The organism is Actinoplanes sp. SE50/110 (assembly GCF_900119315.1).
Classification (GTDB): Bacteria; Actinomycetota; Actinomycetes; order Mycobacteriales; family Micromonosporaceae; genus Actinoplanes.
Genome location: NZ_LT827010.1, coordinates 5,161,520 through 5,185,392, shown reverse-complemented (window position 1 = coordinate 5,185,392; position 23,873 = coordinate 5,161,520). Strand labels below are relative to the sequence as shown.

Annotated in this window: 20 protein-coding genes and 3 pseudogenes; 15 read left to right on the top strand and 8 right to left on the bottom strand. The window is 71.5% G+C overall.

Going from position 1 to position 23,873, the window contains the following annotated elements; all coding sequences use genetic code 11:
* Positions 1 to 27: 27 nt before the first annotated feature.
* Entirely contained in the window at positions 28 to 1,644 is a 1,617-nt protein-coding gene (locus ACSP50_RS23275) for a xylulokinase (RefSeq protein WP_014691732.1), read from the bottom strand.
* 397 nt (positions 1,645 to 2,041) lie between these two features.
* Between ACSP50_RS23275 and ACSP50_RS23270 the strand changes: the two genes are divergently transcribed.
* On the top strand, positions 2,042 to 3,925 hold the full coding sequence (locus tag ACSP50_RS23270) for a VCBS repeat-containing protein (protein WP_014691731.1): 1,884 nt from the start codon (positions 2,042 to 2,044) through the stop codon (positions 3,923 to 3,925).
* Positions 3,926 to 4,046: 121 nt separating this feature from the next.
* On the opposite strand, the gene ACSP50_RS23265 is transcribed toward ACSP50_RS23270, so the two are convergent.
* Positions 4,047 to 4,532, bottom strand: a complete 486-nt coding sequence (locus tag ACSP50_RS23265) for a hypothetical protein (protein ID WP_014691730.1) — start codon at positions 4,530 to 4,532, stop codon at positions 4,047 to 4,049.
* Between the two features lie 164 nt (positions 4,533 to 4,696).
* Here ACSP50_RS23265 and ACSP50_RS23260 point away from each other — a divergent pair, with 164 nt between their 5' ends.
* On the top strand, positions 4,697 to 5,548 hold the full coding sequence (locus ACSP50_RS23260) for a helix-turn-helix domain-containing protein (RefSeq protein ID WP_014691729.1): 852 nt from the start codon (positions 4,697 to 4,699) through the stop codon (positions 5,546 to 5,548).
* A 20-nt stretch (positions 5,549 to 5,568) separates the two neighbouring features.
* The gene (locus tag ACSP50_RS23255) at positions 5,569 to 6,612 is read left to right on the top strand and encodes an NAD(P)-dependent alcohol dehydrogenase (protein WP_043515178.1); all 1,044 of its coding nucleotides are present in this window, start codon (positions 5,569 to 5,571) and stop codon (positions 6,610 to 6,612) included.
* 48 nt (positions 6,613 to 6,660) lie between these two features.
* Here ACSP50_RS23255 and ACSP50_RS23250 read toward each other — a convergent pair whose 3' ends face one another.
* Entirely contained in the window at positions 6,661 to 7,860 is a 1,200-nt protein-coding gene (locus tag ACSP50_RS23250) for an acyl-CoA dehydrogenase family protein (protein ID WP_014691727.1), read from the bottom strand.
* A gap of 23 nt (positions 7,861 to 7,883) precedes the next feature.
* Positions 7,884 to 9,215 carry a PLP-dependent cysteine synthase family protein gene (locus tag ACSP50_RS23245; RefSeq protein ID WP_014691726.1) on the bottom strand — a complete coding sequence of 444 codons (1,332 nt, stop codon included), beginning with the start codon at positions 9,213 to 9,215 and terminating at the stop codon, positions 7,884 to 7,886.
* Between the two features lie 131 nt (positions 9,216 to 9,346).
* On the opposite strand from ACSP50_RS23245, the pseudogene ACSP50_RS45135 reads away from it, so the two are divergent.
* Positions 9,347 to 9,847: pseudogene (locus ACSP50_RS45135) on the top strand (ABC transporter substrate-binding protein); the annotation flags it as partial.
* Positions 9,848 to 9,999: 152 nt separating this feature from the next.
* Complete coding sequence (locus ACSP50_RS45130) at positions 10,000 to 10,272, top strand: NAD(P)H-dependent oxidoreductase (RefSeq protein ID WP_014691725.1); 273 nt, start codon at positions 10,000 to 10,002, stop codon at positions 10,270 to 10,272.
* Between the two features lie 312 nt (positions 10,273 to 10,584).
* On the opposite strand, the gene ACSP50_RS23235 is transcribed toward ACSP50_RS45130, so the two are convergent.
* Positions 10,585 to 11,163: a redoxin domain-containing protein gene (locus ACSP50_RS23235; protein WP_014691724.1), complete on the bottom strand. Its 579-nt coding sequence runs from the start codon at positions 11,161 to 11,163 to the stop codon at positions 10,585 to 10,587.
* A 108-nt stretch (positions 11,164 to 11,271) separates the two neighbouring features.
* Between ACSP50_RS23235 and ACSP50_RS23230 the strand changes: the two are divergent.
* The 6 genes and pseudogenes from ACSP50_RS23230 to ACSP50_RS23205 all read left to right on the top strand — a co-directional run.
* Positions 11,272 to 11,592: pseudogene (locus ACSP50_RS23230) on the top strand (PadR family transcriptional regulator); the annotation flags it as partial.
* Positions 11,593 to 11,732: 140 nt separating this feature from the next.
* A complete protein-coding gene (locus ACSP50_RS23225; RefSeq protein ID WP_014691722.1) occupies positions 11,733 to 12,749 on the top strand; it encodes a hypothetical protein in 1,017 nt (338 codons plus the stop codon).
* Between the two features lie 254 nt (positions 12,750 to 13,003).
* Positions 13,004 to 14,143, top strand: a complete 1,140-nt coding sequence (locus ACSP50_RS23220; protein WP_014691721.1) for a glutamate--cysteine ligase — start codon at positions 13,004 to 13,006, stop codon at positions 14,141 to 14,143.
* 16 nt (positions 14,144 to 14,159) lie between these two features.
* Positions 14,160 to 15,187: pseudogene (locus tag ACSP50_RS45125) on the top strand (M20/M25/M40 family metallo-hydrolase).
* 34 nt (positions 15,188 to 15,221) lie between these two features.
* Complete coding sequence (locus tag ACSP50_RS23210; RefSeq protein ID WP_014691718.1) at positions 15,222 to 15,920, top strand: GNAT family N-acetyltransferase; 699 nt, start codon at positions 15,222 to 15,224, stop codon at positions 15,918 to 15,920.
* Between the two features lie 113 nt (positions 15,921 to 16,033).
* Positions 16,034 to 17,605 carry a hypothetical protein gene (locus tag ACSP50_RS23205; RefSeq protein WP_155123597.1) on the top strand — a complete coding sequence of 524 codons (1,572 nt, stop codon included), beginning with the start codon at positions 16,034 to 16,036 and terminating at the stop codon, positions 17,603 to 17,605.
* On the opposite strand, the gene ACSP50_RS23200 is transcribed toward ACSP50_RS23205, so the two are convergent.
* Both ACSP50_RS23200 and ACSP50_RS23195 read right to left on the bottom strand, forming a co-directional pair.
* The gene (locus ACSP50_RS23200; RefSeq protein ID WP_014691716.1) at positions 17,602 to 18,225 is read right to left on the bottom strand and encodes a hypothetical protein; all 624 of its coding nucleotides are present in this window, start codon (positions 18,223 to 18,225) and stop codon (positions 17,602 to 17,604) included. The two genes, ACSP50_RS23205 and ACSP50_RS23200, sit on opposite strands and share 4 nt — an antisense overlap.
* 123 nt (positions 18,226 to 18,348) lie before the next feature.
* Entirely contained in the window at positions 18,349 to 18,642 is a 294-nt protein-coding gene (locus ACSP50_RS23195; protein WP_014691715.1) for a DUF1330 domain-containing protein, read from the bottom strand.
* Between the two features lie 159 nt (positions 18,643 to 18,801).
* Between ACSP50_RS23195 and ACSP50_RS23190 the strand changes: the two genes are divergently transcribed.
* The 4 genes from ACSP50_RS23190 to ACSP50_RS23175 are packed head-to-tail and all read left to right on the top strand — an operon-like array spanning position 18,802 to position 23,058.
* A complete protein-coding gene (locus ACSP50_RS23190; protein WP_014691714.1) occupies positions 18,802 to 19,755 on the top strand; it encodes a MetQ/NlpA family ABC transporter substrate-binding protein in 954 nt (317 codons plus the stop codon).
* 33 nt (positions 19,756 to 19,788) lie between these two features.
* A complete protein-coding gene (locus tag ACSP50_RS23185) occupies positions 19,789 to 20,778 on the top strand; it encodes a methionine ABC transporter ATP-binding protein (protein WP_014691713.1) in 990 nt (329 codons plus the stop codon).
* 1 nt (position 20,779) lies between these two features.
* Positions 20,780 to 21,439 (top strand): methionine ABC transporter permease, encoded by a 660-nt coding sequence (locus ACSP50_RS23180; protein WP_014691712.1) that lies wholly within the window; start codon positions 20,780 to 20,782, stop codon positions 21,437 to 21,439.
* Positions 21,440 to 21,477: 38 nt separating this feature from the next.
* Positions 21,478 to 23,058, top strand: a complete 1,581-nt coding sequence (locus ACSP50_RS23175) for an MFS transporter (protein WP_014691711.1) — start codon at positions 21,478 to 21,480, stop codon at positions 23,056 to 23,058.
* Here the strand turns inward: ACSP50_RS23175 and ACSP50_RS23170 are convergent.
* A complete protein-coding gene (locus ACSP50_RS23170; protein WP_014691710.1) occupies positions 23,055 to 23,735 on the bottom strand; it encodes a DUF6348 family protein in 681 nt (226 codons plus the stop codon). The genes ACSP50_RS23175 and ACSP50_RS23170 overlap by 4 nt on opposite strands.
* Between the last annotated feature and the right edge of the window lie 138 nt (positions 23,736 to 23,873).

Genomic DNA, 23,873 nt, shown 5'->3' with positions numbered 1-23,873 from the left:
GCGGACCGGCCGGGAGCCGCGGGGTGTTCAGCTGTGCTCGACGGCGGCCTGCTGAATCGGGAGAGCCGCCACGTACCGCCGCAGGAAAGCGTCGAATCCGGCGACGTCGGCCGGATCGGGGGTGGCGGTGTCCAGGCGGGCGTCGGCGAAGACCGCGGTGGCCAGATAGTCGTCGAGGGTCTGTCCGTCGGCGCGGCCGGTCAGGAAGGCGGCCAGGATCGCGATGCCCCAGGCGCCGCCCTCGCCGGCCAGGTCACCGACCGAGACCGGGGTGTCGATCGCGGCGGCGAGCAGGTTCTGCGCGACGCCCTCGGTCTTGAACAGACCGCCGTGCGCGAACATCCGGTCGAGCTGGACCGCCTCCGCCTTCTGCAGCACGTCCATGCCGATGCGCAGGGTGGCGAGCGCCGCGTACAACTGGGTCCGCATGAAGGTGGCGAGCGTCAGCGAGCTGCCCGGCTCGCGCAGGAACAGCGGGCGCCCCTCGTGCAGCCTGGTGATCGGCTCGCCGGAGAGATTGTTGAAGGCCATCAGGCCGCCGCCGTCCGGGGCGCCCTTCAGCGCGGCGCGGAACAGGGTCTCGAACACCTTGCCGCTGTCCGCCGGGACGCCGAGGGCGGCGGCGAACTCGGTGAACAGGCCGGCCCACGCGTCGAGCTCACTGGCGCCGTTGTTGCAGTGGACCATGGCGACCAGGTCGCCGGCCGGGGTGGTGACCAGGTCGATCTCGGGGTGCACGCGGCTCAGCGGGCTTTCCAGCACGATCATGGCGAAGATGCTGGTACCGGCGCTGACGTTGCCGGTGCGGCGGGCGACCGAGTTGGTGGCGACCATGCCGGTGCCGGCGTCCCCCTCGGGCGGGCAGAGCGGGATGCCGGGCTGCAGGGCGCCGGTCGGGTCGAGCAGCCGGGCGCCGGCCTCGGTCAGCGTGCCGGCCCGCTCGCCGGCGGGCAGCACGGCGGGCAGCAGGTCGCGCAGGGGCAGCGGCAGGCCGCGGCCGGCGGCCAGGGTGTCGAACTGCTCCAGCATCCGGGCGTCGTACCCGCCGGTGGTGGTGTCGATCGGGAACATGCCGCTGGCGTCGCCGACGCCGAGCACCTTCTCCCCGGTGAGCTTCCAGTGCACGTATCCGGCGAGGGTGGTGAAATGCGCCAGCCGGCCGATGTGCTCCGCACCGTTCAACACCGACTGGTACAGGTGGGCGATGCTCCAGCGGTGCGGGATGTTGTACGAGAAAAGCTCGCTGAGTGCCTCGGCGGCGTCCCCGGTGTCGGTGTTGCGCCAGGTGCGGAACGGGGTGAGCAGCTCCCCGTCGGCGTCGAAGGCGAGGTAGCCGTGCATCATCGCGGACACCCCGAGCGCGCCGGTGGTGCGCAACTCGACGCCGTGGCGCTCGCGGACGTCGCGGGCCAGCGCCGCGAAACAGTCCTGCAGGCCGGCCCAGACGGCCTCCAGCGAGTACGTCCACGTGCGGTCGACGAACTGGTTCTCCCAGTCGTGGCTGCCGGTGGCGATCGCCGCATGGCCGGGGCCGGTCAGCACCGCCTTGATCCGGGTCGACCCCAGCTCGATGCCCAGGGCCGTGCGGCCCTGCTCGATCGCCTCACGCACGCCGGCCAGGGGCCGGTCCACCGTCTCCGTCATGGTGATGTTTGTACCGCAGTCGGTGCGGTCTGCGAAGACCGGAGTCGGTTAACGCTAACTTCCAGATGGCGCTGGGTGCTGAACCGATCAGTTTGTTAACGCTAACCCGGTCGGCGACGCGGCTCTCCGAACCGGGCCGCGGCGCCGCGCGAAGCGGGCACGGGCGGTGCCGGCCAGCGACGGCGGTGGCGATGGTCTATATTCTCCGGAGTCGTTCAGCGGCGTGGTGTCCACGGGGGGATCGCCACGTCACGCCCGCCGTTCCCGCGGGTTTCGACAGCTGTCGCGCGCCGCCGGTTCCCCGATGCGTTCTCGCACCGGTCTGCGCCCATAGTGAACGTCCGTCCATCGGACACGGGGGAGCTGCATAGTGCTGTCAATCAGATCTGGTCGATCCATGGGCGTCGGGGCCCTGGTCGCCGGCCTCACCACCACGATGGTGTTCTGCGCCACGCCGACGGTGCCGGTGCTCGCGGCCGGGTCGGCCGCCACGGCCGCGGCGTCCGCCGTGGATGATCACACCAACGTCGCCACGGACGAGGACAAGGTCAAGGCGGCCGCCGCGATCGGCGTCAACCCGGGCATCGACCTGCTCGTCCTGGACGACCAGGGCTTCGTCTTCGCCATCTACCAGCGCGCCGAGGCCGGGCCGTACGTGAAGGCCGAGGCGCTGCGCACCTACCTGTCGTCGGACCCGCACGCCGCCTACGACTTCATCGTCCGCGGCATCTTCGTCGCGGCCGGCGACGACGCCCAGGCCAAGATCGCCGAGACGGCCGCCCGGGCCCGCCGGAGCTCGGTGGCGGTCACCGTCGGGCTGGACTCGTCCGACATCGCGCTGATCGAGAAGAACGACCGCGACTTCATCTTCGCGGTGTGGCAGCGGGTCACCGCCGGCAGCCACGTCTGGACCGCCGCGCAGACGGCGATCGCCGACGGCACCGGCCAGGCCGAGTGGGACGCCTTCCTGAACACCGGGGCGGCGGCCGCCGCCGAGCAGGATCTGCGCGACGTGATCATCGACGGCGACGAGGCGCAGGCCGCGAAGCTGCGGGCCGCGCGACTCGTCACCGCCAAGAAGGCGCTGCTGCAGCTGTTGCTGTTGCCGGTGACCGACGAGGTCGTCAACGCGCCGGACCGGCAGTACGTGCTGTTCGTCCACAACAACGCCAAGGGCACCGAGGTCTTGCTGGCCTCGCAGGCGGCCCTCAACGCGCCGGACGACAAGCTGGCGCAGGCGCTGACCGACTTCATCTTCACCGGCGGCGCGGCCGCCAACAAGCGGGACGAGGACGCCGCCGCCGCCAAGGAGCTGGCCGGCTACCGCGACCGCGTCACCGCCATCCGGGACGCGGCCAAGGCCGACGGTTTCCAGCCGAACCTGGTCGACGCCGCCAACCGGGCGCTCACCGACGGCACCCTGCTCACCCTGCAGACCTTCCTGCTCAAGGGCCAGGACGAGCCCCGGGCCACGGACGAACAGTGGCGCGCCACCTTCTTCAAGGATTTCAACGGCGACCGTAAGGCCGACCTCGCGGGTATCACCAGCGGCGGCAACCTGTTCCTCTACACCGGCAGCGGTGCCGGCAAGCTGACCGCCGGCGGTGCCATGTGGGCCACCGACGGCAGCTGGGGCCGGATCAAGGCGATCGCCGCGGCCGACTTCAACGGCGACCGCAAGACCGACGTCGCCGCGATCAACAGCGTCGGCAACCTGGTGCTGTACGCCGGTAACGGCGCGGGCAAGCTGACCAACGCGGGTGCCATGTGGGCCGCCGACGGCAGCTGGGGCAACTTCAAGGCGATCGCCGCGGGTGACTTCAACGGCGACCGCAAGACCGACATCGCCGGCATCAGCGGCGGCGGCAACCTGATCCTCTACGCCGGCGACGGCGCCGGCAAGCTGACCAACGCGGGTGCCATGTGGGCCACCGACGGCAGCTGGGGCCGGATCAAGGCGATCGCCGCGGGCGACTTCAACGGCGACCGCAAGACCGACCTCGCCGCGATCAACAGCGTCGGCAACCTGGTGCTGTACGCCGGCGACGGCGCGGGCAAGCTGACCAACGCGGGTGCCATGTGGGCCGCCGACGGCAGCTGGGGCAACATCAAGGCGATCAGCGCCGGCGACTACAACGGCGGCGGGGCCGTCGACCTCGCCGCGATCAACAGCGCCGGCAACCTGGTGCTGTACGCCGGCAACGGCGCGGGCAAGCTGACCAACGCGGGCGCCATGTGGGCCACCGACGGCAGCTGGGGCGGCATGAAGGCGATCAGCTGACCGCCGGGTGAGATGACGCTGCGGGCCGGCCTCGATCGGAACTTTCCGGTCGAGGCCGGCCCGCGGCGCCTTGCCCGGTCCGGAAGCGGGGTTCAGCAGCGCGCCCGCGAACGCCGACCGTTCAGTATGGGCGGCATTCGATGAGCAGCAGGCGCTGCGGCCCCAGCCGGGCGGAGATGGCGGCGGTGGCCGGATCGCCGCACCGGGACCTCTCGGCGGTCCACCCGTTGACGTCGAAGGTGTAGAACCGGGTCGCTCCGGTACCGAGGCTGCAGCTGTCGTAGTCGCAGTCCACGTGCGCGTTGACACCGTCGATGCGCCAGGTGCCCGGGTCGAGCCAGTTGCCGGTGGTCGAGTGGCACCACCAGCGGATGAAGGTGTGCCCGGCGACCGGCATGGGGGGCGACCAGGGCGTGAACGCCTCGCCGGAGCGTTTCAGGTAGATGCCGCCGGCCGGCGGAAACCGGTCGTTGTAGGCGGAGGAGATGTAGACGTCACCGCTGCACCGCTCGACCATCATCTCGTTGCCGGCGTACGCGGGTCGCGTGCCGGCGAACGCGGCCAGGCAGGCCAGGACCGCGGTGACCGGGATCTCGCGCCGTAGCATCGGGTGCCTTCCTCGAGTCGGCCGGGAGGCTGGTGGAACGCCCCGATTCTCCCCGCGGGTGCGGGCCGGTCGGCGGATATGGACGAAGTTCATCGGTGTGGCCCGGGTGACAGGTGTACTCGTAGTGCATCCCAGCGGCCCCGGCGGCGACGTACGGTCGTGGCGTGGACAACCGATCCGAGGTGCGGGACTTCCTGACGTCGCGCCGCGCCAAGATCTCACCGGAGCGGGCCGGCATTCCCGGGGGTGGGCAGCGCCGCGTGCCGGGGCTGCGGCGCAGTGAGGTGGCGGCGCTCGCCGGGATGAGCGTGGAGTATTACGCGAAGCTGGAGCGCGGCCAGCTGGCCGGGGTGTCGGCCGGCGTGCTGGAGGCGATCTCCCGGGCGTTGCAGCTCGACGACGCCGAGCGGGTCCACCTGCTGCGCCTGGCGCAGGCGGCGAACGGCAGCAGCCGGTTGGTCCGGCCGCAGCGCCGGCCGAAGGCGTGGGTGGTGCGGCCGAGCCTGCAGTGGTCGATCGACGCGATCACCGTGCCGGCGACGGTGGCCAACGGGCGGCAGGACGTGCTGGCCGCGAACCATCTGGGCCGGGCGATGTTCAGTGACCTGTTCGCCGATCCGGTCAGCCCGCCGAACTTCGGGCGGTTCATCTTCCTGGACAGCGCGGCCCGGCGGTTCTACCCGGATTGGGATCTGGCCGCGGACATGCTGGTGGCGAACCTGCGGACCGCGGCCGGCAAGGATCCGCACGACGGCGAGCTGCACGAGCTGGTGGGGGAGCTGTCGACCCGCAGTGACGAGTTCCGCCGCCGGTGGGGTGCCCACAACGTGCGCACCCACGGAACCGGCGTCAAGCAGTTTCGGCACCACATCGTGGGGGATCTGAGTCTGGCGTACGAAAGTCTCGACCTGCGCGCCGAGCCGGATCTGACGCTGACCGTCTACTCCGCGGAGCCGGGGTCCACGACCGCGCACGCCCTGACGCTGCTGGCGTCGTGGGCGGCGACATACGTATGAACAGCACACCGGAGGGCATCATTCTCACCGTCAACGCGATCGCCGCGACCTCGGCCACCGACCCGCTCGTGCGCACCACCGTCGAGCGGCGCGACCTGGGGCCGCGCGATGTACTGATCGAAATCCGCTACGCCGGCATCTGCCACTCCGACATCCACACCGTGCGCGGGGAGTGGGGTGACGTCGCGTACCCGCTGACCGTGGGTCACGAGATCGTCGGCCGGGTCGCCGAGGTCGGTGCCGAGGTCAGCCGCCACCGGGTCGATGACCGGGTCGGCGTCGGCTGCATGGTCAACTCCTGCCGGGAGTGCGACAACTGCAAGGCCGGCCAGGAGCAGTACTGCACCGGCGGCAACGTGGGCACGTACGCCAGCGTCGACCGGGACGGCACGATCACCCAGGGCGGCTATTCCACGCACGTGGTGGTCGACGAGGACTTCGTGCTGCGGGTGCCGGAGAGCATCCCCTACGAGGCGGCGGCTCCGCTGCTCTGTGCCGGGATCACCACGTACTCCCCGCTGTCGCACTGGAAGGCCGGGCCGGGCAAGAGGGTCGCGGTCGTCGGCATGGGCGGTCTCGGTCACATGGCCGTGAAGATCGCCGCGGCGATGGGCGCCGAGGTCACCGTGCTCTCACAGACGCTCAGCAAGAAGGACGACGGCTTGCGGTACGGGGCGCAGCACTACTACGCGACCAGCGACCCGGCCACTTTCGAAACGCTCAGCGGAACCTTCGACCTGATCATCAACACCGTCAGCGCGCCGATCGACATGGGCGCGCACCTGCGCCTGCTGCGCCTGGACGGCACCCTGGTCAGCGTCGGGGCCCCGCCGGAGCCGCTGCCGGTGCCGGTGTTCTCGCTGTTCGGCGCGCGGCGTTCGTTCGCCGGGTCGAGCATCGGCGGGATCGCCGAGACCCAGGAGATGCTGGACTTCTGCGCCGAGCGCGGGATCGCCCCGGAGATCGAGCTGATCGGCGCCGACCAGGTCAACGAGGCGTACGAGCGGGTGCTGAAGTCGGACGTCCGCTACCGCTTCGTGATCGACGTCGACACCCTGCGCTGACCGGGCAGGCGGCTCACCGAGCGGGTGAGCCGCCTCTCCCCCCGTACGTCAGGGCAGCGATCCGACCGCGGTGCGCCCGACGACGTCGAGGATCGCGTCGCTGTTCGGCGGGTGCAGGGTGCCGGTGCGCACGTCGCGGTACAGCCGTTCCAGCTCGTTGGTCCGGCTGACCGCGGACGCGCCCGCCACCTGTACCGCGATGTCCACCACCTGCCGTGCCGTGCCGGTGGTGAACTCCTTGGCGGCGAACAGCCGGGACGTCCACCAGTCACCGTGGTCGACGCCGGCGTCCAGGTCGGCGGTGGTCTGCTCGAGCAGCGCCCAGGCCGCGTCGAGCAGGATCTCGGCCTGCCCCAGTTGCCGCTGCACGGCCGGCTTGTCGGCGTGCCGCTGCCCGGGCAGGGCCAGCGACCCGCGCTCCTGGGCGGAGAGTTCGGCCAGGTCCAGGGCCCGCCGCGCGATGCCGAAATAGACGTTGGCCACCAACGGCAGATACCACTGCAGGATGCCGAGGATGTACGGCGGATAGGGCTGACCGATCGCGTGCGCGCCGACGAACTGGGCGGCCGGCACCCGCACGTTCTCCAGGATCGTGTCATCGCTGGCCGTGGCCCGGACGCCGAGCGCGTCCCAGGTCCTCTCGGTGCGCACCCCGGGCGCGTCCCGGTCGACGAACAGGTGCACGATCCGCGGGTGTTCCGGGTCGGAGTCGTCGCGGGCGTGGATGCCCAGCTTGTCCCAGACCGGGGAGAGCGAGGTGAACGTCTTGCGTCCGGTGACCAGCCACGACCCGTCCTCCTGCGGCACCGCGAGGGTGGTCGCGTCGTCGAGTCCCAGGTCGTTGCCGCGCTCGCCGTGCCCGGCCGCCAGCACCTTGCCGTCCGCCACGTCCCGCAGCAGCCAGCCCAGGTCCTCGACACCCGCGGCGGTCACCGCGGTGGCCGGCCCGGTCCAGTACAGGTGCATGGTGACCGCGAGCGCGGTGGCCGGCGCCCAGTAGGCCAGCCGCCGCTGCTCGCGGGCCAGCGCCGCGAAGCCCAGGCCGCCGCCCCCGAGCGCGGCCGGGATCGCGGCCCGCAGATAGCCGCGGGCGCGCAGGTCCTCGAAGTCCTCGGTGAAGAACCGGTTGTCCCGGTCGTATCCGGCGGCCCGTTCGTGGAAGCGCCGGTAGTCGTCGTCGCTGAAGTAGGCGGACGGTTCCGCCTTCTCGAACAGCGGCGAGGTGGAACTCGCGATCCGCTGCGTCATGCGGTGGCTCCGTTCTGCACGGTTTAGGTGGTGGCGGGTGCCGGGACGGGTCGTGGGGTGAGGCCGGTGATCCGGCCGTCGGTGAGCACGGCGAGCCAGCCGGCCTCGGGCGGGGTGCGGCCGATCGCCTCGGCGACCGGCTCACCGGCGCCGACCGTGGGCAGCGGCTGGGCGAAGGCGGCCAGTGGCGCGTCCGGTGCGGCCCCGGCGACCGCGACGGCCGGCACGACGCCGAGCACGTCCCCGGGCGACGGGTGCGGGGTGGTCTGCCCGGGGCGCGGGAGGACCAGCAGCGCGACCGGGGCGCTGCCGAGGTCCCGTACCCGGGAATCGGCCGGTAGGTGAAGCGGGACGGCGAGCGGCAACCCACCGGCCAGCGGGCCGGGTGCGGTCGGCGCCGGGAAGCCGGCCCGGCGCAGCCAGCCGTCGTCGAAGTACTTCGACAGGTAGGCCCGCCCGGAGTCCGGGGCCAGCACCACCACCAGGTCGTCCGGCCCCAGGTCGCGGGCCACCCGCAGGGCCGCGGCGACCGCCGTGCCGGTCGACGCGCCGGCCAGGATGCCCTCTTCGCGGGCCAGGCGGCGGGTGGTCTCGATCGACTCCCGGTCACTGATCCGCTCGATGCGGTGCACGACCTGCCGATGGTACGACTGTGGCCAGACGTCCTCGACCGTGTCCGGGTGCACGTAGTGGCCGATGCTCTCCACGTAGTACGGACTGCCGTCGCCCCCGCCGTAGACCGAGTTCTCCGGGTCGGCGCCGATCACCGTGACCGGGCCGGCCGAGCGCAGGTACGCCCCGGCGCCGCTGATCGTGCCGCCGGTGCCCACCCCGGCCACGAAGTGGGTGATCCGGCCGCCGGTCTGCCGCCAGATCTCCGGGCCGGTGGTGGCCAGGTGCGCACCCGGGTTGGCCGGGTTGTCGTACTGCCCGGCGAGCCAGCCGCCCGGGGTCTGCTCGGCGAGCCGGGCGGCGACCTGCGAGACGTGCCGCGGGTCCTCGCGGGTCACCCCGCCGATGGTGATCACCACCTCGGCGCCGTAGGCGCGCAGCGTCGCGATCTTCTCGGCGCTGCTCTTGTCGGGCACCACAACGACCGCCCGATAGCCGCGCTGCGCGGCGATCATGGCGAGCCCGACCCCGGTGTTGCCGGAGGTGCCCTCGACGATCACCCCGCCCGGGCGTAGCTCGCCGGACGCCTCGGCGGCCCGCACCATGGCCAGCGCGGCCCGGTCCTTGACGCTGCCGCCCGGGTTGAGGAACTCCGCCTTGAGATGGACCTCGGCGGTCAGGCCGGCGGTGATCCGGGTCAGCCGGATCAGCGGGGTGTCGCCGATGGCATCGAGCACACTCATGCCAATAACCTAGCAAACACATAGGGGAACTAGGCTGTTGAGCATATTAAGCCGATAGGCATTCTAGTCCACTTTCGACAGGCGTTACGGTTCGCCGAAAGCGGTCCCCGCCCGGCAAGAAGGTATCCACGATGACCGATAGCCTCAGTTCGCAAGCCCCGACCGGCGAGCCGGGCGACGACGCCCCGGTCGAGGCGAACGTCGACCTCGACGTGCCGGCCGGCCTGTCCCGGCGGCGCCTGTTCACCTCCGCGGCGGTCGGCGCCGGCGTCCTGGCCGCCGGTGGCCTGGCCGGGTGGGCCGTCCTGCGCGGCCGCGACGAACCGCAGCCCGCCGCGGCCGGTGGCCTGACCGTCACCCGGTCCTGGGCCGGGCAGCAGCTCACGCTCACCACCCCCAGCGGCGCGTGCGACGCCCCGCTGGTCGCCGCATACGAGAAGGGCTTCTTCACCAAGGCCGGGCTCGACGTCGTGCTGAAGAAGGCCGGCACCGACGAGGACATCACCGCGGCGGTCGGCTCCGGCAAGTACGTCGCCTCCAACGGCATCTTCTTCAACTACCTGGGCCCGATCTACAACGGCACCCCGGTCAAGCTCAGCGGCGGCCTGCACCTCGGCTGCCTCGACCTCTACGTCCGCAACGACGGCTCGGTGGCCTCGGTCGCCCCGCTCAAGGGCCGGAGGATCGGGTCAGCAACCTGCAGGGCTCGGCCACCTACTTCTTCTCCCTCGACCTGCTCGCCACCAGCGCGGCGCTGCTCGAGGTCCAGGATGCGGCGATCCTCGTGGTCGCCACCCCGGCCGCCCGCGGCGCCTACTCCGGAGCCCTCAAGGTGCTGCTCGACCACCTGCCGGCGAACGCGCTGGCCGGCGTGGTCGCGGTGCCGGTCGTCGCCGCGGAGGCGCAGACCCAGGCGGACGCCGCCGAGGCGGTCCTGGCCCGGCTGCTCAGCGAACTGGGCGCGGACGTCGTCGACTTCGGCCTGACCGCCGTCGGCCCGGAACTCACCGAGCCCGCCTCGGTCGCCGCAACCTACGCCGCGGCCATCATCGGCTGACCAGCCCGCGGCCGCTCCGGACCGTCGGCGGCCGCGCGTTGGGCCGCTCCGGACCGTCGGCGGCCGCGCCCTACCGGCCGTCCCGCGCCCTACCGGCCGTCCCGCGCCCTTGCCGCCTTGCGCCTTTCGGCGGGCTCGCGGTCCGTCCGCGCTCGCGGCCCCATCGCGCCTGCGGCCATCCACACTCCCTGTTTCGACTGCTTCCGTGGCGTCGGCGTCGGCGTCCGTGCGGCCGCGCGCGTCGTTTCGGCGCCCGTCTTCGGCGGTCGGGGTCTCCTGCCGTTCGGGGGATGCGTGGCTGGCGGGTGGTGGTCAGCGGGTGGTCAGGGGTGGGCGAAGCGCTTCGATGATGCGGTGGGGGGCGGTGGGCGTGGACCAGTCGGCGTTGATCTCGGCGAAGCGGATGACGCCGGTGCGGTCGGCGACGACCGTGGCGGCGAACGGCAGGACGGAGCGGCCGGTGCCCAGGATCGGTTGCGCGTCGGGGCTGCGGAAGCCGATGTTGAAGGCGTCGATCAGCGTGTGCCGGGGGTCGGCGGTGACGAAGAAGTCCAGCTCGTGGCGGCGCTTGACGGCCTCCAGGCGGCCGGGCTCCTGCGGGCTGACGGCGACCAGGTGGGCGTCCAGCGGGGTCAGGGCCGGGACGAGCGCGTCGCGGTAGGTGTGCAGGGCGGCGTCGCACTCCGGGGAGCTCGCGTGCCGGAAGAACAGCAGGACGACCGGGCCGGTGTCGCGCAGTCGGTTCAGGTGGATCGGGCCCAGGTCCACTTCGAGCAGTGGCATGTCGGGGAGGCGGTCGCCGGGGGTGACCATCCGGTTCCAGATGGCGTTGCTCTCCAGCTGCAGCCGGAACTGCTGATCGTCGGTGCGACGTCGCACGGTGGTGGTCATGCGCCGATATTACCTACTGCAACCATAGGAATTCTAGTTGACCTCTGTGAATGTCTTGTCACCATAGTACGTTTGACGTTATATGTCGGGGCCCGTAGTCTGCCGATCATGCAGGAACCGACGTTCTTGATCCTCACCGCCCTGGCGGCCGAGCCGGCACACGGCTACGGCGTGATCCGGGCCGTGCGGGAGCTGTCCGAGGGTGAGGTGGTGCTGCGGCCCGGCACCCTCTACGGGGCGCTCGACCGGCTCACCGAGCAGGGCCTGATCGAGGTCGACCGGGAGGAGGCGGTGGACGGCCGGCTGCGCCGCTACTACCGGCTCACCGACAGCGGAACCGCCGCGCTCGCCGGCCAGGTCCGCCGCCTGCGCCGCAACGCCGACGCGGCCGCCGCCCGCCTGCGCCTCGCGCCCGGCGGCGGAACGGGCCCGCAGGTCGCTCCCGGCACCGGCCCGCGACTCGCCTTCGGCGGCGCTGCGTCCGCTGCTTCCGGTCGCCCGCGGCTGGGCTTCGGTGACGGTGGGTCCGCTGCTTCCGGCCGTCCGCGGCTCGCCTTCGGTGGTGGGCTGTGAGTGATCGGCTGGAGGCTCACTATCGGCGGCTGATGTGGGCATATCCGCGGGACTACCGCGAGCGGCACGGCGTCGAGGTGATCACCACGTTGCTGGACATGGCGGCGGACGAACGGCATCGGCCGAGCCCGGGGCAGGCGCTGCACCTGATCCTCTGCGGTCTCCGCCAGCGGTTCCGGCTGCCGGCCCGGCGTCCGCTCGCGCTGGCCGGAGCCCTGCTCGCCGCGGTGATCGTGGGCGGGTTCGGCGGGGTGGCCGGCACCTGGTTGGGCTGGCGGACGGCCGCGGGGATTCCGGCCGAGGCCGCCCTGCGATCCCTCAACACCGCGATGATCGGCACGTCGACGCCGGCCGAGGTCCACCCCGAGGAGTCGGCGATGAAGGGGCCGGGGGTGGCGCTCATCACCCACGGGGGCAGAGACTATTCGCCCGGGCGCATCCGGGCCGCGCTCACCGCCGCCGGGTGGCGGACAACGGCGTACCGGGAGTTTCCCGTCGGCGAGCACGAGCACCTCTTCACCTTCGCCGCCACCAGGGGCCGGCTGAAACTCGACGGCAGCGGCCTGGTGGTCGACAGTGCCGAGGGCGCCTTCCAGAATTCGTACCGGACCGACGTGTGGCCGGTGGAGCCCGCGGTGGTGCGCCCGCTCACCGTTGCCGGCATGGCCGGGGGAGCGGTCGTCGGGTGGCTGGTGGCCGCGGCTCTCGCCTACCGGGTGCGGCGGGGGACCCGGGCCCGGCGGCTGTTGGCGAGCGGCTCCTCGGCGGTCGCGCTCTCGGCGGCGGCGGTGCCCGCGTTCGTGCACGGCTGTGCGACCTGTCAGGTGCTCGTCTATGCCGAGGGCTCGCCGGTTCCGTACATCACCTACGGTCCGGGCGACGGCATCCCGGCCTGGCCCGGGACGATCGTCGCCCTGATCGCCCTGGCGGCCGCCCTGGGCGTGACGTGGCGGCGTCGCGGCGCCGCGGCGTCCGTGGCCGGCCCGGCCGGCATGGAGGAGGCGGCCGGCTGAGGTCCGCTCGGCCGCTGTCGAGGTGGGCCGGCCGCCGCGGGCCACGTGGCGGGATCGGCGATGGGCGGTCAGTCGATCTGCGGGCGGGTGAGCGCGGGGTGAGGCGGCCGGTGAGGCGCTCGGCAGGTGGCTGGCTGCCGGGTGAGGCGCTCGGCAGGTGGCTGGCTGCCGGGTGAGGCGGTCGGTCAGGCGGTCGGCAGGCGGGTGGCTGCCGGGCGAGGCGGGCCGGGTCGGGCGGTCATAGAGTTGGCGGCATGCGTATCGACTTTGCCCGATCGGTCAGGTCGCGTCTAGGGATCGAGTGGGAGATCGCGTGCGTCGACCGCCGCAGTGGCGAGCTGGCCGCCGCGGCCCCCGAGTTGCTCGCCAAGGTCGGTGGAGCGGCCGGTTTTCCGCACGTCACCGGGGAGCTGCTGACGAACACGGTGGAGGTGGTCAGCGCCCCGCACCATCGGGTGGCTCGCGCGGTCGACGATCTGGACCGGCTGGTGGAGCAGCTCGCCGGGGTCGCCGAGCCGATGGGGGTCGACCTGATCTCCTCGGGCACGCACCCGTTCAGCCAGTGGTTCCGGCAACGGGTGACGCCCGGCAAGCCGCGCTACGACACGCTGATCGACCGCACCCAGTGGTGGGGCCGGCAGATGATGATCTGGGGTGTGCACGTGCACGTCGCGGTGGAGGACCGGCGGAAGGTGCTGCCGATCGTGGACGGGCTGCTGACGTACCTGCCGCATTTTCAGGCGTTCAGCGCGTCGAGTCCGTTCTGGGCGGGGGAGACGACGGGGTACGCCTCGAATCGCGCCCTGATGTTCCAGCAGTTGCCGACCGCCGGGCTGCCGCCGCAGCTCGCCGACTGGGCGGCCTACGAGGCACTGGTCGCCGACCTGCGGCACACCGGGGTGATCGAGGAGCTGAACGAGTTGCGCTGGGACATCCGGCCGGCGCCCCGGTGGGGCACGATCGAGGTGCGCACCTTCGACGGTATGCCGACGCTGCGCGAGATCGGTGCGCTCGCGGCGCTCACCCAGTGCCTGGTGGAGTTCTTCTCCCGGGAGCTGGACGCCGGGCGGACGGTGCCCCGGTTGCAGCCGTGGTTCGTGCGGGAGAACAAGTGGCGGGCCGCCCGGTACGGGATGGAGGCCATCGTGATCCGCACCGCGGCCGGGGACGAGCGGCTGGTCACCGAGGATCTGGTGGGTGAGTTGCTGCCGCGGCTGGCGCCGGTGGCCGAGTCGCTGGGGTGTGTGGCGGAGCTGGCCGGGCTGGCGGAGATCGTCGAGCACGGCGCCAGCTACCAGCGGCAGTTGCGGGTGGCGGCGGCGAACGCGGGTAGTTTGAAGGCGGTCGTGTCGTCGCTCGTCCGCGAACTGCGTGACAACCTCCTGCATCAGTAGGGTTTACGGAGGGAAGATGGCGTACGCGTACACCGCCGTGACGGCGGAGAGCGAGGTCGCCGCGCTCACCGGTGACCTGATCCGGTTCGACACCACCAATGCCAGTGACGACGGCGGCCCGGGCACCGAACGTCCGGCCGCGGAGTACGTCGCGGAGAAGCTCGCCGAGGTCGGCTATGAGGTGACGTACGTCGAGTCGGGCGCCCGTGGCCGCGGCAACGTGATCGCCCGGCTGACCGGATCCGATCAGCAGCGAGGGGCGCTGCTGGTGCACGGTCACCTGGACGTGGTACCGGCCGATGCCGCCGAGTAGAGCGTGCACCCGTTCTCCGGGGAGGTCCGCGACGGGTACGTGTGGGGCCGCGGCGCGGTCGACATGAAGGGCAGCCTCGCGGTCAGCCTGGCCGTCGCCCGCCGGCTCAAACGGGAGAACGTGACGCCGCCGCGGGATCTCGTCTTCGCCTATGTCGCCGACGAGGAGGCCGGCGGCTTCCACGGCGCCCGCTGGCTGGCCGAGCATCGCCCGGAGCTGTTCGACGGGGTGACCGAGGCGATCAGCGAGGTCGGCGGCTTCTCGGTGACCGTCGGGGACGGCGCCCGGGCGTACCTGGTGGAGACCGCCGAGAAGGGGGTCGCGTGGATCCGGCTGCTGGCCCGCGGGACGGCCGGGCACGGCTCGCTGCTGCACGACGACAACGCGGTGGCGAAGCTGGCCGCCGCGCCGTGCTCGGCCCGGGGATCGACGTACGGTGGGACAGTCTTCCCGGGGTCGAGACCGATTTCCGCGGTACGTTGGTGGATGCGATGGCCGCGGCGATCGGCGCCGAGGACCCGGGGGCGCGCCTGCTGCCGTACATGCTGTCGGCCAGCACCGATGCCAAGAGCTTCCAGCGTCTGGGCATCCGGCATTTCGGGTTCGCCCCGCTGCGCCTGCCCCCGGAGCTGGATTTCACCGCGCTCTTCCACGGCGTCGACGAACGGGTGCCGGTGGCCGCGCTCACCTTCGGCACCCGGGTGCTGGACCGCCTGCTGCGTAACTCCTAATATCCCGTCGGTTTAATAGGATATACTGCCGGGTGTGCCGAAGAATTCCCATGTGCTCGATCAGGCCTCCTGGGCCTCCTTGACCGGGCCGCACGCCCACTTCGCGCAGGGCGACGGGCGGGCGCTGCGCTACCCGGCCGAGGTCTCCGGGATCACCGCGGCGCCGCCGGTGCAGGACGACCGGGTCTGGGCCGACCTGGCCGCCCTGGTCGGCCCGGCCGGGGTGGCCCGGTTGTCGTGCGACATCGCGCCGCCACCGGCCGGGTGGACCGTCGAATACCGCGGCGAAGGCGGGCAACTGGTGGCCACCGACGCGCTGCGCTCCGAACGCGCCCCGGAGGTGGTGACGCTCGGCGCGGACGACGTACCGGAAATGCTCGACCTGGTCGCCCGAACCCGGCCCGGCCCGTTCGAGCCCGGCACCCACCGTCTGGGCGTCTACCTGGGCATCCGGCGCGGCGGCCGGCTCGTCGCGATGGCCGGCGAACGGGTGCACCCGCCGGGATGGACCGAGATCAGCGCCGTCTGCACCGACCCGCGACACCGCGGGCAGGGCCTGGCCGGCGTGCTGGTGCGGGCGGTGGCGCACGGCATCCGTGAGCGCGGGGAGACGCCGATGCTGCACGCCTCCGGCGGCAACGTCGACGCCATCCGCCTCTACCTGTCCCTCGGTTTCGCACTGCGCCGCACCCGGCAGTTCACGGTGCTGCGCGCCCCGCGGGACGCCGGCTGACGACTGTCCGATCCGGACGATCCGACCACCGGCCGCGGGCGTTGCCCCGGGGATGGCAGCCGTCAGCCGATAGGGTGATGTATTGGCTCATCAGCCGCGGTTAGCCTGCGGTGATGTCGACGACCGGGCTCTGGGGTGTGCCGGGCTGGTGGATTCCTCTCGTGATCACGGTGAGCGTCCTGTCGGCCTCCTCGTCAGGTTTACGAGTGTGGTCTCACCATCGTCCAACGGCTGCCGCTGTCATCGTCGTTGCGGGGTGTGCGGCAGCCGCGGCCGTCATGGTCACCGAAAACGATCCGCGGCGAGCGCTCGTCGCGTATCTCGGCCTCGCTGTGGTCAATGCCGCCGCTGTCATGGTCGTTCGGTTCCGATCGCATGCCGGCTTCGAGCTGAAGGAACTGGTGGCCGGCGCCATTCTGGCCGTCCTTCTCCCCGGCCTGGTCTCCCTCGCCACCCGGGCCTGGCAGGCGAGATGGGATGTCGGTAAAGACAAGACGATCTTGTACATCCTGGTCGGGTCAGCGGCGTTGATCTGTTACGTCGGTAAACCGGCGTATCGGATGATGGCCGCTGCCGAACGATCGGCGAACCCGCGGGCCGGCGTGAGCCTCATGGTTCTGCCCATCGCCCTGTTCTGCGCCTTCCTGCTGACGGGCACGGCGGTGCTGTTGCTTCTCGGCACGAGGATCGGCTTCGAGCCCGCGCACAGCGGAGCGCCGCCGTCGGCGACGTACGCGCGGACCTACGTCTTCGTCGCGTGCGCACTGGTCGCGCTCGTGGCTGTTTCGGCCGCGCGGTTGAGCCAACCGACCGCTACCTGTAGTGACGCCTGGAAACCGAATCCCGCCGCCCTCGCGCTGATGTCGATGGCCGTGGTGTCCGTGATCGTGGCGGTGGCATGCGAGACGGCGGTCGCGCGGACGCCGGTGGCATGGCCGCTTCGCCTGTATTTCTTCGTCCTCTCCGCGGTCATCGGGCTCCTGTACGGCGAGGAGGTGGTCAGCACGCCGGTGCGACTGCACGTCCTTCGGCCCGAATGGCCGAGCTGGGTGCTCGGAAGCGCATGCGGAGCGATGATGGGGTCGTCCTGCTACTGGTTGGCCTGCTATCGGATGTGGACCTCCGGCGGCCACCTGGCCGACATCTCCTCCGCGGTGGGGGCCCTCGGCGTACTGTGGCTCGTGTTCGTGGTCGCCGCCGCGGTGGTCTACGTCTTCGCCTTCGCCTCCGATCCGTCGCATCAGCAACTGACCGCGAAGAGCGCTGCGAGCAACACCTTTCAGGGGCAGGCGCTGTACGCCGGCCTCGTCACCGTCGTGCTGTTCGTGCCCAGTCAGATCGGTGGTCGGCTCGGCGGAGACATGTTGGCCGATCTGCCGGCGATAGCGTCTTTTTGTGGATTCGCGGCACTCCTGTGGGGAGTCTACTCATTCACCACCAAGCGCAACGGGGAACATCTGGCGTCGGAGATGACGCGCACGATTCCCCAGGCCGGCATGAGAACCGGCACTGCCGCGGAGGCGGCGGAGCTGACGGCGAAGTTCCGGCAGCGCTTGGCGGAGCACCTGAACTGGCAGAACCACCTGGGCCGCGCGATTCTGATCCTGTCCCTGGTGGGCATCGGAGCCGCTGTGCACCGCGTCAAGGAGGAGGTCGCCGCGGAGGCGGGACTCGACACGACCTAGCCGCGGGCGTTGCCGGTCCGGTTCCCACTCCGTCGCATCGACACGAGGGCCAGCACGGCGAGCCCCGCGGCGCCCGCCAGGCCTGCCGCTCCGGTGAATCTCGAAGCCGCGGTAGATCTCGTCGCGACGTTGTCGTAGAGGACGAGGCCGGCGAACGCAACGGTTGCCGCACCGGCAGAGATCAGTGACCTGCGCACGGACGGTGCCACGGCCGGCGACCGGATCGCCCTGGTGAGGGCGAGTGCCGACGCGCCGGCGAAAGCGGCCGCCGCGCCCGAGAGAAAAGCCGCGTGGTACCAGCCGGCCGCAGTGAAGTGATGCGGTCGAGGAAGGGTCCAGTTCAGCGCCGGGTGGGGGTCCATCAGCCAGCCGACCTGACTGGCGACCCCGATGGAGAAACCGAATACCGCCCCCATGCCGGCGATCGCCCTTTCGTGCCGTGCGGCGGCCAGGCCGGAGAGCGACAGCGACAGGCAGGCGGCCATCGTCGGGAGCAGCACGGCGTCTCCCCAGGTCGCGGACTCGTAGGTGAACAGGCCGCGAAGCTCGTGGGGGCCGTCCGCGCACAGGTGAAAGCCGTACATGGCACCGAAGCCGGCCAGAAACGTCCCGGCGGCCACGACGGCCGCCCTCCGTACCTCAGGTCTCATGGTCGTCCTTCGTGGCGCGAAGGGGTGGGGGAGCGTCCGCCGTCCCCGCTGGCGATCCTCGCTGCCGGCCTCGACCGAGGCAAGCCTCGATCGTCAGTCGAGGCCCTCGACGATGCGGAAGTCCCGCTCGACGCCGTCCGCGAGGGCGGCCAGCGCCTCCTGGTAGGCCGCGCTCTCGTGGGCGGCGACCGCCTGCTCGTAGCTGTCGAACTCGACCAGGACGGTGCGCTCGGCCACCCCGTCGTCGTGTGCGGCGACCCGGCCGCCGCGGACGAGGGTCCGCCCGCCCGCGGCCCGGACGGCGGGCCCGGCCAGCTGGTTGTAGGCGGCCAGCTTCGCCGGGTCGGCGATGGTGCGGTAGGCGCTGACCCAATAGCCCTTGGCCACGGTTCCTCCTCTGCTCGGCGACGACGCCAACGTACGCCCCGAGCCCGGGCCGAGCCCCGGTGGGGCACCGCGGCTAGACGTACGACACATTTTTCCTATCGAAGTTGTGGGGTATGGTGATGGCCTTCCGCACCTCTCGATCATCATCCGGAGCAACAGATGTCAGACCAGTCCGCCCAGCCGGTTCTGCCCACCCGTAAGCGCAGCCGCTGGCCCTGGATCGCCGCTGCCGCCGTCGTCGTCGTGGCAGCCGGCGTGGTCGTCGGAATCGTCGCCACCAAGGACGACTCCGCCGACGCCACCACCGGGGGCACCAAGGCGCAGACCGTGCGCATCGGTGTCGCCGACGCGTCCGCGCCGTACTGGAAGACCTACACCGACCTGGCGAAGCAGAAGCTGAACGTCACCGTCGAGCTGGTCAACTTCAACGACTACAGCCAGCCGAACCCGGCGCTCAAGCAGAAGCAGCTGGAGCTCAACCAGTTCCAGCACATCCAGTACCTGGCGAACTACAACGTCACCGCCAAGGACGACCTGCAGCCGATCGGCGCCACCGCGGTCTACCCGCTGCCGCTGTACTCGCTGAAGTTCACCAAGCCGGCCGACTTCCCGGCGGACGCCAAGGTGGCCATCCCGAACGACGCGATCAACCAGGCCCGCGGCCTGCTCGTGCTGCAGGCGGCCGGGCTGGTCACGCTGAAGAACGGCGGCAGCGCCTTCTCCAGCACCGCCGACGTCGAGTCCAAGAAGGTCGACGTGGTCACCCTGGACGCCTCGCAGACCGCGGGCGCGCTGCAGAGCGGCTCGGTGGTCGGCGCGATCGTCAACAACAACTACGCCACCAGCGCGAAGCTGCCCCGCACCAACGCGATCTTCCAGGACGACCCGGCCAGTGACAGCGCCGCGCCGTACGTGAACATCTTCACCGCCCGGGCCGCCGACAAGGACAACCCGACCTACCTGAAGCTGGCCGAGCTCTACCACGACCCGTCGGTGGAGAAGGGCGTCCAGGAGGCCAACGGCGGCGTCGCGGTGCTGCGCACCGTCCCCGCCGCCGACCTCCAGGCGCTGCTGAAGAAGGTCCAGGACCAGGCCGTCGCCGCGGGCAAGTAATTCAAGATCGTGACTTATGTACGTCTTCAGCATGTGACCAAGACGTTCACCCGGGGCCGCCGCGGGCCCCGGGTGGCCGCCCTCGACGATGTCAGCCTGGAGGTGGCCAAGGGTGAGGTGTTCGGCGTCATCGGCCACTCCGGGGCCGGCAAGAGCACGCTGATCCGGCTGATCAACGGGCTGGAGACACCGACCAGCGGGCAGGTCTGGGTCGGTGACCACGACATCGCCGCACTGTCCGAGAAGGATCGCCGTGGCGTGCGCCGGGAGATCGGCATGATCTTCCAGCAGTTCAACCTGTTCCGGTCGCGCACGGTGGCCGGCAACGTGGCATACCCGCTGAAGGTCGCCGGGGTCGAGAAGGCCGAACGTGACCGGCGGGTGGCCCGGCTGCTCGACTTCGTGGGCCTGCTGGACCGCGCCCACGACCACCCGGAGCAGCTGTCCGGCGGGCAGAAGCAGCGGGTGGGGATCGCCCGGGCGCTGGCTACCGACCCGGCACTGCTGCTCGCCGACGAGGCGACCAGCGCGCTGGACCCGAAGACCACGGCCGAGGTCCTCGACCTGCTCCGGCGGGTCAACAAGGAGCTCGGCGTGACCATCGTGCTGATCACCCACGAGATGGACGTGATCCGCGCGGTGGCCGACCGGGTCGCGGTGATGGACGCCGGCCGGATCGCCGAAAGCGGGCCGGTGTACGACGTGTTCGCCGAACCCGCCAGCACGACGGCGGCCGACTTCGTGCACGACGCGCTGCGGGACCGTCCTTCGGAGCGGACGCTGGAGCGATTGCGGCGTACCCACCGGGGCCGGATCGTGACCGTGGCGGTCCGTGACCGGACCGCCCTGTCCCGCGTCTTCCTCGACCGTCAGGTCGCCGCGGAGCTGATCTTCGGCGGCATCAGCGAGCTGCAGGAACGGGCGGTGGGCAGCCTCACCTTCGAGCTGACCGGGTCCGCCGACGGGATCGACGGGGCGCTGGCCGACCTGCGCGCCGCCGGCGTCTCGGTGGAGGAGCACTGACGTGGACGAATTCCTCACCAACCTGCCGGTCTTCCGGGAGGCGATCGGGCAGACCTTCTACATCGTGAGCATCTCGGTGGTCGCGGGTGGGCTGCTCGGCCTGGCGCTCGGACTGATCCTGTACGCCACCAGGCCCGGGAGCCTGCTCGCCAACCGGGCGGTCTTCCTGATCGTGAACATCCTGGTCAACATCGTACGACCGATTCCGTTCGTGATCTTTCTGACCGCGATCCAGCCGCTGATGCTCGCCACGATCGGCACGACGATCGGCACCGACGCGGTGACCTTCGCGCTGTCGCTGGCGGCGGCGTTCGCGGTCAGCCGGATCATCGAACAGAACCTGCTCGCCGTGGAACCCGGCGTGATCGAGGCGGCCCGGGCGGCCGGCGCCCGGCCGATCAGCATCCTGCTGACCGTGGTCGTGCCCGAAGCGCTCGGGCCGGTCATCCTCGGCTACACGTTCATCTTCGTCGGGGTGGTCGACATGTCCGCCCAGGCGGGACTGTTCGGCGGCGGCGGGCTCGGTGACTTCGCGGTCACCTACGGGTCGCAGCGGTACAACTGGCCGGTCGTCTACATCACGGTCGCGACGATCATCGTGATCGTGCAGGCCGGGCAGTTCCTCGGGAACTTCCTGGCGCGGCGGGCGCTGCGCCGATAATCCGGTTCAGTCACCCGGGTGGCGGGTAGTCGGGGTCGGTGACCACCGAAGGACCCGCCGCCTGGGCGCCGCTGCGGATCGCCGCCTTCCGCGCGCTCTGGCTCGCGCTGCTGGCCAGCAACATCGGCACCTGGATGCAGACCGTCGGCGCCCAGTGGCTGCTCGTCGAACACTCCGGCTCCGACACGCTGGTCGCCGTCGTGCAGACCGCCAGCACCCTGCCGATCGTGCTGCTCGCCCTGCCGTCCGGGGCGCTCGCCGACACCTTCGACCGGCGCCGGCTGCTGATCTTCGTGCAGATCTTCCTGGCCGCCGTCGGCGTGCTGCTCACCGTGCTCACCCAGGCCGGCCGGATGCCGCCCAGCCTGCTGCTCACCCTGACCTTCGCGCTCGGCGCCGGTCAGGCCATGACCGCGCCCGCCTGGCAGGCGGTCATCCCCGAGATGGTGCCGCGCAGCCAGCTCGCCTCGGCCTCCGCGCTCGGCGCGATCAGCATGAACCTGGCCCGCGCCGTCGGACCCGCGGTCGCCGGCGTGCTGATCGCGCAGACCGGCACCGCGGTCGTCTTCGGGCTCAACACCCTGTCGTACGCGGTCTTCGCCCTGGTCCTCGTGCGCTGGCGCCCGGCCGCACCGGACCCGGCCGCCGTGCCCGAACCGTTCGGCGCGGCGATGCGGTCCGGCAGCCGATACGTGCGCCATTCCCCGGTCGTACGGCGCATCCTGCTCCGTGCCTCGCTGTTCCTGGTGCCCGGCAGCGCGCTGTGGGCGCTGCTGCCGCTGGTCGCCGAACGCCGCCTCGGCCTCGGCTCCGGCGGTTACGGCGTCCTGCTGGCCGCGGTCGGCGCCGGAGCGGTGGTCGGCGCCCTGCTGCTGCCCCGGATGCGGGCCCGCTGGTCGATGAACCGCCTGCTGCTGATCGCCGGTGTCGTCTTCACCGCGATCCTGGCCGTGCTCGGCCTGGCCCGCTCCGAGATCCTGGTGATCATCGTGCTGGTGCCGGCCGGGATCGCCTGGGTGATGGTGCTGTCCAACGTCAACGCGGCGATGCAGCTCTTCCTGCCGAACTGGGTGCGTGCCCGCGGGCTGGCCGTCTACCAGATGGTGTTCGCCGGCGCGCAGGCCGTCGGCGCGCTCGCCTGGGGCGCCCTGTCCGACGTGACCGGGCTGCCCGCGACGCTGGTCGCTTCGGCGGTGCTGATGCTGGCCGGGGTGGCCACGCTGGGCCGCTGGCCGATGCGCGACACCAGCGGCCTCAACCGGGATCCGGCCGTGTACTGGCCGGAGCCGCACCTGGAACTCGACCCCGACGAGCACGACGGACCGGTGCTGGTGATGGCCGGTTACCCGATCAGCCCGGACCGGGAGACCGAGTTCGTGTCGGCGATGCACGACGTGCGGCGCAGCCGCCTGCGCACCGGCGCGGAACGCTGGGGCCTGTTCCGCGACGGCGAACGGCCCGGCCGGTTCGTCGAGGTCTATCTGGTCCCCAGCTGGGACGAGCACCTGCGGCAGCACTCCGGCCGGCTGACCGGCACCGACCAGGCCATCGAGGAGCGGGCGCTGGCCCTGGCGGACGGTCCGCCCGAGGTCAGCCACCTGCTGTCCGAGGACGTCTAGTGCTGCCCCACCAGCAGCAGGAAGGTGCGAGCCAGGCCGAACTGCTCGGTGCGCGGCCAGTCCAGCGCTGCCAGGGCGGCCTCGGCCGGCTCGTGGCGGCGGCCGTTGATCCGGACCTCGCATTCGGTGAAGTCACCGCCCTGACCGATCAGCAGGCGGATGCCGTTCAGGTGCGGCCGGTCCAGCGCCGGCGCGATGATCGGGGCCAGCGCCGACCACGGCATCTCGTCGGCGATCCACTGCTGCTTGACCGGTGAGTCGTCGACGGACCAGCCGGTGATTCCCCCGACGATGGTGTGCCAGCCGGGGAAGGCGCCCTCCTCGTCGGCGGCGATGTGGGTCGCGAGCCGGCCCTGCTGCTCCACCATCTCCAGCACGGTGACCACAGTGGTCGCGATCCACGCGCCGATCGCCTGCCGGGCTCCCTCCACCGGATCCGCGGCGAGACCCAGGGTGCAGTCGGTGATCGTCGGCACGTCCGGGCGGTCGGCGTTCAGCAGGATCTCCAGGTCCAGATGCCTGGGGTCGGCGTTGTCCGCGGGCAGTAGCCGGACACCCATCGACCCGGAGCGCAGCATCGGACCCTCGGCGAGTCGCCAGTTCCCGCCCACCTCGTTGAGCATCGGGGCGGCGATCTCAAGTACACGTTCGGCCGGGAGCGGCTGCGAGTTGATCATCGGGGCAATCTACCGCCCCGCGACCGGCCATCCGGTCACGGACAACGGCTGCGAGAGGCGGGGGCCCATGCCGGAACCGTCGAGGTCCTTCTGGTGCTGATCTGGGCCGGGCATCTCCGGCAGCACTCCGGCCGGCTG

Coding starts and splice junctions, on each gene's coding strand:
- ACSP50_RS23275 (WP_014691732.1), bottom strand. CDS start 1,644: ATGACGGAGACGGTGGACCGGCCCCTGGCCGGCGTGCGTGAGGCGATC.
- ACSP50_RS23270 (WP_014691731.1), top strand. CDS start 2,042: ATGGGCGTCGGGGCCCTGGTCGCCGGCCTCACCACCACGATGGTGTTC.
- ACSP50_RS23265 (WP_014691730.1), bottom strand. CDS start 4,532: ATGCTACGGCGCGAGATCCCGGTCACCGCGGTCCTGGCCTGCCTGGCC.
- ACSP50_RS23250 (WP_014691727.1), bottom strand. CDS start 7,860: ATGACGCAGCGGATCGCGAGTTCCACCTCGCCGCTGTTCGAGAAGGCG.
- ACSP50_RS23245 (WP_014691726.1), bottom strand. CDS start 9,215: ATGAGTGTGCTCGATGCCATCGGCGACACCCCGCTGATCCGGCTGACC.
- ACSP50_RS23235 (WP_014691724.1), bottom strand. CDS start 11,163: ATGACCACCACCGTGCGACGTCGCACCGACGATCAGCAGTTCCGGCTG.
- ACSP50_RS23220 (WP_014691721.1), top strand. CDS start 13,004: ATGCGTATCGACTTTGCCCGATCGGTCAGGTCGCGTCTAGGGATCGAG.
- ACSP50_RS23205 (WP_155123597.1), top strand. CDS start 16,034: ATGTCGACGACCGGGCTCTGGGGTGTGCCGGGCTGGTGGATTCCTCTC.
- ACSP50_RS23190 (WP_014691714.1), top strand. CDS start 18,802: ATGTCAGACCAGTCCGCCCAGCCGGTTCTGCCCACCCGTAAGCGCAGC.
- ACSP50_RS23170 (WP_014691710.1), bottom strand. CDS start 23,735: ATGATCAACTCGCAGCCGCTCCCGGCCGAACGTGTACTTGAGATCGCC.